Genomic DNA, 7,344 nt, shown 5'->3' on the forward strand with positions numbered 1-7,344 from the left:
TATTTCGTGCTGGTCGTGAGGCCGAAGAGCTTCTTCTTCTTCTGGATATCCGAATAGTACGAAGCATCGAAGCCGTTGCCCAGGATGTTGCCGACTGACTGCGGACCGCTCGACAGGCCGGTACCGATGACGCTGGTCTTGGAGCCGAACAGCCCGCCGAGTATCCCACCGATCACAGGGATCTTGCTCAGCACCGAACCGATGGCGTTCGCCTTGAAGCCCTCGTTCACGCCGGTCGACGCGTCGATGTTGCCGGCGCGTGCGACCAGGCTGGCGACGCCACCGATCTGACTGTCGATCGACTTCAGCGAAGCCGCCATTTCGCGGGCGAAGGTGTTGGTCACGGTGTCGACCTCCTTCAGCGCATCGATCGCGTTCTTGATGCTGTCGCTCTTCGCCGACGAATCGCCGAGCACGGTACCGGTGCCGCTGTTGGTCGGTGCCAGCGTGTTCTTGCCGCCCCCGCCGAAGGATCCCGCGATCGAGACGCCGATCGACGCCAGCGCGGCGACGGTCGCGGCGCCGGCCGCCAGGTTGAGCGGGAACGGCAGGCTCTTGATCGCATTGACGACCGCCTCGGTCGCACCGACCGCGATACGCGCCACGCTGTTGGCGATCTTGGTGCCGGTCTCGATCGCATCCTGCGCGATCGCGCGGACCGACAGCGCGAACTGGACCAGGCGGAATGCCTTTTCGGCGGTGGCCATCGCCTTGTAGCCGTCCGAGCCCTTCTTGAAGAACCCCTTGGCGGCAGATGCCATGTCGCCGAAAGCGCCGATCTGCGCCGACGACGAGCGGATCGCGAACATTTCGTTCTCGCGATCGATGCGTTTCTGGTCGCCATGCGCATCGCGGATGGCCGCGGCGTGCGCTTCCTGGAGCTTGGCCTGGTCGGCATAATAGCCGGTCATCACGGTGAGCGTATCGCCGATCGCCGTGCCAACGCTGCCGAATGCCTCCGACATGCCCTGCGCTGCGCGCTGCGCGCTCTGATCGATCGTATCGAACAGATCGGCGGTGGCCGTCAGCGAGGCGTTGTAGGCGTCCTGCTGCTCGGTCAGTGCCTGCTGACCGACCGCGATCTCGACCTGCTGCTTCACATAGGCGTCGCGATCGGCCGGATTGAACTTTTGCGCCTCCTGCATCGCCTTCAGCGTGGCGAGCGCGCGGACGCGTTCCATATCGGTCGCGCCTATCAGGCGCTGCTCTTCGCGCAGCTCGGCGAGCCGATCGTTGCCGGTTGCCGTCTCCGAATTGAACTGCGCTGCGCGCTCCGACACGGTGAGCGCGTCACGCGCAGCGCGCTGATCGGCCAGCGCCTGCGTCGCGCGCGCCGCCTCGGTCGTCAGGCCACGCGTGCGCGCGGCCTCGATCGCGGCGAGCAGCGGCAGATCCGAGATCTGATCCTTGACCAGGTCCGCCGCGCGCTCGGCGGGCACGAGGCCGGCCGCGACCTGCGCGTTGACGATCATCTGCGCCGCGGCCTGGTTGCGCGCGCCGGCGGTCGACTTGGCGGCGTCCGATACGCGCTGCGCGATTGCGAGGCGAACCTGACGATCGACAGAGGCTTCGATATCGGCCTGCTGCTTGATCGCCTTGCTCTCGGCTTTCACGCGCGCCTCGGCGATCAGCGCCGCGGCATCCGAAACGCCATAGGCTTTCGCCAGGGCGTACAGGTTGCGGATCTGCGCCTCGACTGCCTCGGCATCGCGCACGAGCGATTCAGCGTGACGATCGACCGGCGTCTTCTTCGGCGTCCGGTCCGCCTTGATCTCGTTCGCCTTCTTCGTCAGCCGCTCGTGCGCCTTGTCGATGATGTTCTCGGCCGCCTTCGAGACAAATGCGTTCGTGCCGTTGATCACCTGACCCGCGCCCTGGGCGTATCCCTTGCCGAACGCCTTGCCGAGATTGCTACCGGCGTTGGTCACCGCGGTTGCGGTATCGCTCTGCCCCATCGCCTTCAGGATCGGACCGGCATAGTCGCTGATCGCGCTGCCGATCGACTTCAGCCAGCCAGAAACGCGGTTGTAGATCGACGAGAAGATCTCCGATATCCAGTTGCCGGCCCACTGTGCCGCGGCGACAACGGGCGCGAAGAACTGCGCGACGGCCGCGGCCGCGGCCGACACATAGGCCGAGACAGACGTCGAGATGCTGCTCCACAGCTCGACGATCGCCGCATAGGTGCCGGTGAACGTGCCGTAGATCGATGCGAGGAAGCCCTGGACCTGCTGCGCGTCGTTCGGCGAGAACAGGTAATCCATGATCGACTTGCCCGAGCCACCAGCGTTCATGCCGTCCGAGATCGTCTTCCACACGCCGGCGACCATGTCGCCAGTGGTCACCGATACGTCGCCGAGCTTCTTCATTTCCTTGTGCGTCAGCCCGAGACCGTCGGCGAATTTCTTCATGCCGGCATCGTCATCGATCTGCTGTTTCCAGCGATACAGCGCAACGCCGGCGACGGACGCAACGGCGATCGCAGGCAGGAACGCGACCGCGAGCCCGCCGACTTCGGCAGCGAAGCCCTTCAAACCGCCCTCAGCCATCTGCGCGACCTGGAAGATCTGCGCGCCCTGCTGAATGAGAACCTGCATAGGCTTCTGGCCGGTGAGCAACCCTTGCGTGATGTCCGGCAGCTGGACGGCGATGTTCTTCAGCGCACCGCCGCTCTTACGCATGGCTCCGCCCATCTCGTCGTGCGCCTGCCCGACCTGTCGAAGCCGTCCAGACAGGACGTCCTGCTGGCGGGCGTATTCAGCGGGCGCCGTCGCGCCGGAATGATACAGACGCGTCGACTCGGCGATCTCGGCGTTGAGCCGCTTGGTCGCGGCGTAGAGCGGATCCGTCGCCAGGCGCAGCTGCTCGGCCGCGGCCGCGTCGGCAACCTGCGCATCGTGCGAACCACGGACCATGGCAGCGAGGCGCTCATGCTCATTGGCGAGCTGCTTGACCTCGGCCGCAGCGGTGCGGGCAGCGCGTGCCTCGTCCTCGGCGAACTTGGCCGACAGGGCGCTGAATGACGCGCCGGCGTCGGTCGCACGCGGCCGATCAGCTCCGCTGGTACGATCTAGCGCCGCTTGCAGGCGAGATTGCTCGAGGAGTTGGGCGTTGACCGCCGCCTCGGCCGCAGCGCGTGCCTGCGCCGCTTCGACCTCTTTCCACGCCGCCAGGCCCTGGCGCCGGTGAGACTCGAACAGCTGATACGCGTGGTCGGCCTCGCGGATCGCCTGCGCTTCCATCTCGGCAGCGCGAGCAGCCTTATTTGCGGCGTCGAACTTTGCCTCGGCCGCCGCTTCCGCCGCTTGCGTGGCACGTCGCGCGGCCGCGAATTCTTTATCGAACAGCGCCGCCTCTTCCGCGCGGATCCGCTGCGCAAGTTCAGTCAGGCCCTTCTGTTCAGCGGCGGTTGCTCTGAACTCGGCGTTCATCGCGCGGATCTCTTCGCGCGTCTTGCCGAACGTGCTGTTTTGCCGCTCGAGCTGAGCGACCATGCGCTCGCCGGCTTTCTCGACGTTCGCCATAGCCATACGGGCCGTATGAAGTTCGCGCGACGCAGCGTTGCCGAATGCGACGATGTTCGACGTGCCACCCGAGACGTCGACCATACCGCGCGTGGCGCGCTCGATCTTCGTCGCATCGGCCAGTACCTTGGCCTCGGTCGAGTCCATTGCGGCCTGCAGCTGCAGAAGCTCGCCGAAGGATCCGGCAGTATCGATGATGAAGCCGACTTCGAGTGCCGGGGAGGAATCGTCCATGGACATAAATCATCCTCCCCGGTCACTAGCCCAGCAGCGCGCGCAGTTGGGCTTCTTCGATATCCAGCTCGCGCTGGGTCACAGGCGCCCGCCATGGCGGCGGGCAGTTCTCGCTTTCGGCACAATGGCCTTCGGCGAGGTACGCTTTGGACAGATCGCGGATCAGCCGAGCCTCCCAGGGCTCGAGCCGGACGCAGGTATTTTCCTGCCATGCGGCGATCTCTCGCCAGCTGAGCGGTACCGAACCCATCCCCGCCGCTTCGGTCAGGCCCATCTCGATCAGGTGACCGATGAGATGAGGCGCCGGATTTGGCGGCGTGGGCGGATCGATCTTCTTCCGCTTCAGATCTTCCAACCGGCTCAGCACTGGTCCGACCGGCTCTTCTTTCCCGCGTCGACTACGGGCATCCGGCTTTGGCCTGGCGTGAAGCCAGGCCATCTGCCGGATGTATAGGGTCAGGCCGCTTTCGACGCGGCGCTGAAGTTTCCCCAGTCACCGACGTACTTCGCCACCTGCCGGGTGATGAAGCCGAGACCCTGGTTGGAATAGACGATGCGGGCCAGATCCTCACCGGTGACCGGCTCGGCCGCGCCTTCGGGCTGATATTCGAAATTCTCGAACGACGCCGTGAGGGCGGCGAGATCCTCGGCGGTTTCGGCAAGGCGTTCCTCGGGCGTCGCAGCGGTGATCTTGCCGTCATTGTCCTGCATGCGCTTCAGCGTGCGGGCGGACTGACGGGACTCGACGACGCCGAATGCCTTCGAGCCCGGGCCATGCAGGTGGATGCGGACAGGCAGCGTGCGCTCGGCATCGGCGAACAGCAATTCGCCGGCCGGGTTCTTCAGATGCAGGGCGGCGGTGGAGGCGACGGCGAGCAGTGCGATATTGAACTTCATGGGATTGATCCTTCGCGGGAGGATGGCGCACCAACCCGCCCCGCACCCGCGATAGCGAGGCGAGCTGGTGCAAAGGGAGCCGGCGTCGCGGGCGCCGGGAGGGGAAAGGGGTTAGGCTGCTGCGTTGACCTTCACCGGCTTGGTGCAGATCTCGATCGTCGGCGCGGCCATCAGCATGCTGTCGGCGCCATCGACCGTCTCCGGCATGCCGAAGGTGCGGCCCTGGAAGTACCGCTTCGAGCCGTCCTGATAGGTGACCTTGAACGAGTAGAGCTTCTGGCTCTCGTCGTCCCCGGACGTCTGCAGGATGTTCTGGCCCGCATCGGCACTGTCGAGCGCCACCGACGGCTGCAAAGCACCGTAATCGGGCGAACCCTTATACTTCTGCTTGCCCCCCTTCAGCGGCTGGAATTCGACCTTTGCGAACGTCGTGCCGATCGTGCCGATCTTCTCGACGTTGCCGATCTCGGTCATCGTGAGCGCGGCGAAACCGGTGGCATCGTTGGTCGCCGGGGAAGCAACGCTGATGGCGAGCGTCGAGCCCGCCGCAGTCTGGGACGTCATAATTCTCTACCTTTCGTGAGGCGAGCCGGCTCGGCCGGCAGAAGGTCGCTCGCGCGGACGCGAGCGACGGGGGTTAGCTGCGGGTGCGGCCGGTCTTGGCGGGCTCGCCGGTATCGTCGGCGACAGCCTCGACCAGGCCGGCCGCGCTGTAATTCTCGAGTTCGCCGGCGGTGACTTCGATGGTCGTGCCAGCGGTGAAGCGCTTCTCGCTGCCGGCGTCGGTGAAGTCGCGCTTCACGGTCGCCTTCACGGTCTTGGTCTCGGTATCGGACATGGTGGTCTCCTTGGTGGTCAAGCGGGGGCGTCGAAACTGACGCGGAAATCCTGAGCCTGTTCGAAGCTGTTGCCGGGGCCGCGCGCATCGGGACCGCGGCCGGCGGTGAGCACCGAAACATTGGTCGCGCCGGCGTAGCTGCCGGTCCGGCCCGCACAGGCCTTGACGGCGAGGCGTATGGCCTCGCCCTGGTCAGCATATTTATCGGCACGCACGGTGACGGAGACGCGATCGATCGTGCGGACGGTCCCGCTCCGTTTCAGCATCTGCCGCTCGACATTGCTGACCAGGCGCACGAGCAACGCCGGCAGCACGACCTGCTCAGGCAGCGCTCCGGACTGGATGCTTTCGGCCGCGATCAATTCGATCAGCGGCGCGTGATCGAGCAGCAGCTCGCCAATGATATCGACACCGGTCATGCGTCATCGCTTTCCGGTTCGGCGCTGGCGACGATCCCCGACGGGGTGACATGCGCGTTGATGTAGCTCTGCGCCGCGGCGATCGCCTCGGCGCCCTTGATATCGAGCGACGGCCGCAGGAACGGATGGGGCTTGGCGCCGGGGTGCCAGACGGTTTCGCCGACGAACTTGCCGCCGATAATCATCGTGCGCTTGTCGATCGCGTTGATCCGGGAAACGCTTTTCCCGCCGCGCTCATCTTTCGCGATCGAGATGAAATGGGCGTCGGTGCCGTATTCCAGCCAGTTGGCGATCGCCCGCCCCCAGCCCTTTCGCACCGTGATCTTGACGGTGATCCGGCCAGCTTCTGCCTTGCTGCGCATGACGAGCGCGTCGTCGACGTCGGAAGAGATCGATCGCTCTTTCGCCTCGGCCAAGATGATCTTGCCGCCGGCGCGTGCCGCGCCGCGCAGGACCTTCTTTTCCAGTTCGCCGGGCAAACGCTCCATGAAGTGCCGGACACCTGCACCGCCGCGGCTGGTGGCCATCAGCTACGGGCCGCGCGGGGATTGTAATCCTCGACCATCAGCTCGGTACCGCCGCGTCGGCCAAGCTCGGCCGGCCCCGCAACGATCTGCATGATCCGATCGCCGAGCACGAGCCGCATGCTCGGATCGATATCGTCACGCCAGTACATGCGGACCCGCGCCGGTCGCGTGCTGGTGGTGAAACCGCCCTCGAGCTGCTCGCCTCGGCTGGGCAGCTTGTCCTGGATGCCGACCCAGATCTCCTCGACCAGCTCCCATTCGTCGGCGCCGGCGCTGCCGAAGGTCGTGCTGGGCACCTTGCGCTCGAGGCGCACCAGGTCCTCAAGTTCGCCGGGACGAACGACGATCATCCGACCGACTGCGCCATGTAGCGGCCGATCATCGGGCGGAGCTGGTCGTCGGTGAGCTGCGGCGCTTCACGGTTCACGAAGAAATCCGACAGCGCGAGCTTCACGCAGTGCACCACCATGGCGGGCACCTGATCGACCGTCGACCAACCCGCCGCGCCGACCAGCTCGCGGCCGAGGAAGCTCTCGATCCGTCCCTGCGCTGCCGGGATCAGGTCCAGGACCTGCGCGTCGGCGCTGACGCTGACGCGCAGGAAGGCACGCGCAGCGGCGATCGTCAGCACGCCGCTATCGATCGCCGCTACGTCGACCATCGCTTAGGCGGCCGTCTTTTCGCCGGCCTTCGCCGGGGTGTGCTTATTGGCGATCTTACGATCGACGAGATCCTTCTCGACGTCCGTGTCGAACTTGGCGACGTCGTCCTTGTTGTAGTGGGCGCCGACGGAGTGGGCGTGGTTGAAGATGACGGTCATGCTGGTCTCCAGATGCACCTCGGGCGGCCGAAGCCGCCCGAGGTGAGGTTGGTTGTGATGGACGGCGATCAGGCCGCAGGCGGGT

General features: G+C 65.7%; 10 protein-coding genes. All 10 read right to left on the bottom strand.

Going from position 1 to position 7,344, the window contains the following annotated elements:
* On the bottom strand, positions 1–3,758 hold a 3,758-nt coding region (locus C8J43_RS21545), incomplete at its 3' end, for a phage tail length tape measure family protein (RefSeq protein ID WP_165899732.1).
* Between the two features lie 25 nt (positions 3,759–3,783).
* The gene (locus C8J43_RS21550) at positions 3,784–4,197 is read right to left on the bottom strand and encodes a hypothetical protein (protein WP_243645735.1); all 414 of its coding nucleotides are present in this window, start codon (positions 4,195–4,197) and stop codon (positions 3,784–3,786) included.
* Between the two features lie 17 nt (positions 4,198–4,214).
* Entirely contained in the window at positions 4,215–4,655 is a 441-nt protein-coding gene (locus tag C8J43_RS21555) for a hypothetical protein (RefSeq protein WP_133032612.1), read from the bottom strand.
* A gap of 111 nt (positions 4,656–4,766) precedes the next feature.
* Complete coding sequence (locus tag C8J43_RS21560; RefSeq protein WP_133032613.1) at positions 4,767–5,219, bottom strand: hypothetical protein; 453 nt, start codon at positions 5,217–5,219, stop codon at positions 4,767–4,769.
* 73 nt (positions 5,220–5,292) lie between these two features.
* Positions 5,293–5,493 carry a hypothetical protein gene (locus C8J43_RS21565; protein ID WP_133032614.1) on the bottom strand — a complete coding sequence of 67 codons (201 nt, stop codon included), beginning with the start codon at positions 5,491–5,493 and terminating at the stop codon, positions 5,293–5,295.
* 17 nt (positions 5,494–5,510) lie between these two features.
* Positions 5,511–5,912 (bottom strand): hypothetical protein, encoded by a 402-nt coding sequence (locus C8J43_RS21570; protein ID WP_133032615.1) that lies wholly within the window; start codon positions 5,910–5,912, stop codon positions 5,511–5,513.
* Positions 5,909–6,439, bottom strand: a complete 531-nt coding sequence (locus tag C8J43_RS21575) for an HK97 gp10 family phage protein (RefSeq protein WP_133032616.1) — start codon at positions 6,437–6,439, stop codon at positions 5,909–5,911. Before C8J43_RS21575 ends, C8J43_RS21570 begins: the two co-directional genes overlap by 4 nt.
* Positions 6,439–6,789, bottom strand: a complete 351-nt coding sequence (locus C8J43_RS21580) for a head-tail adaptor protein (RefSeq protein ID WP_133032617.1) — start codon at positions 6,787–6,789, stop codon at positions 6,439–6,441. Before C8J43_RS21580 ends, C8J43_RS21575 begins: the two co-directional genes overlap by 1 nt.
* The gene (locus C8J43_RS21585) at positions 6,786–7,100 is read right to left on the bottom strand and encodes a head-tail connector protein (RefSeq protein ID WP_133032618.1); all 315 of its coding nucleotides are present in this window, start codon (positions 7,098–7,100) and stop codon (positions 6,786–6,788) included. The genes C8J43_RS21580 and C8J43_RS21585 overlap by 4 nt, the downstream gene beginning before the upstream one ends.
* 3 nt (positions 7,101–7,103) lie before the next feature.
* A partial coding sequence (locus C8J43_RS22245) for a hypothetical protein (RefSeq protein WP_207893485.1) occupies positions 7,104–7,344 on the bottom strand: 241 nt, incomplete at its 5' end.

Origin of the sequence: Sphingomonas sp. PP-CE-1G-424, assembly GCF_004341085.1 — a bacterium.
Taxonomy (GTDB): Bacteria; Pseudomonadota; Alphaproteobacteria; order Sphingomonadales; family Sphingomonadaceae; genus Sphingomonas.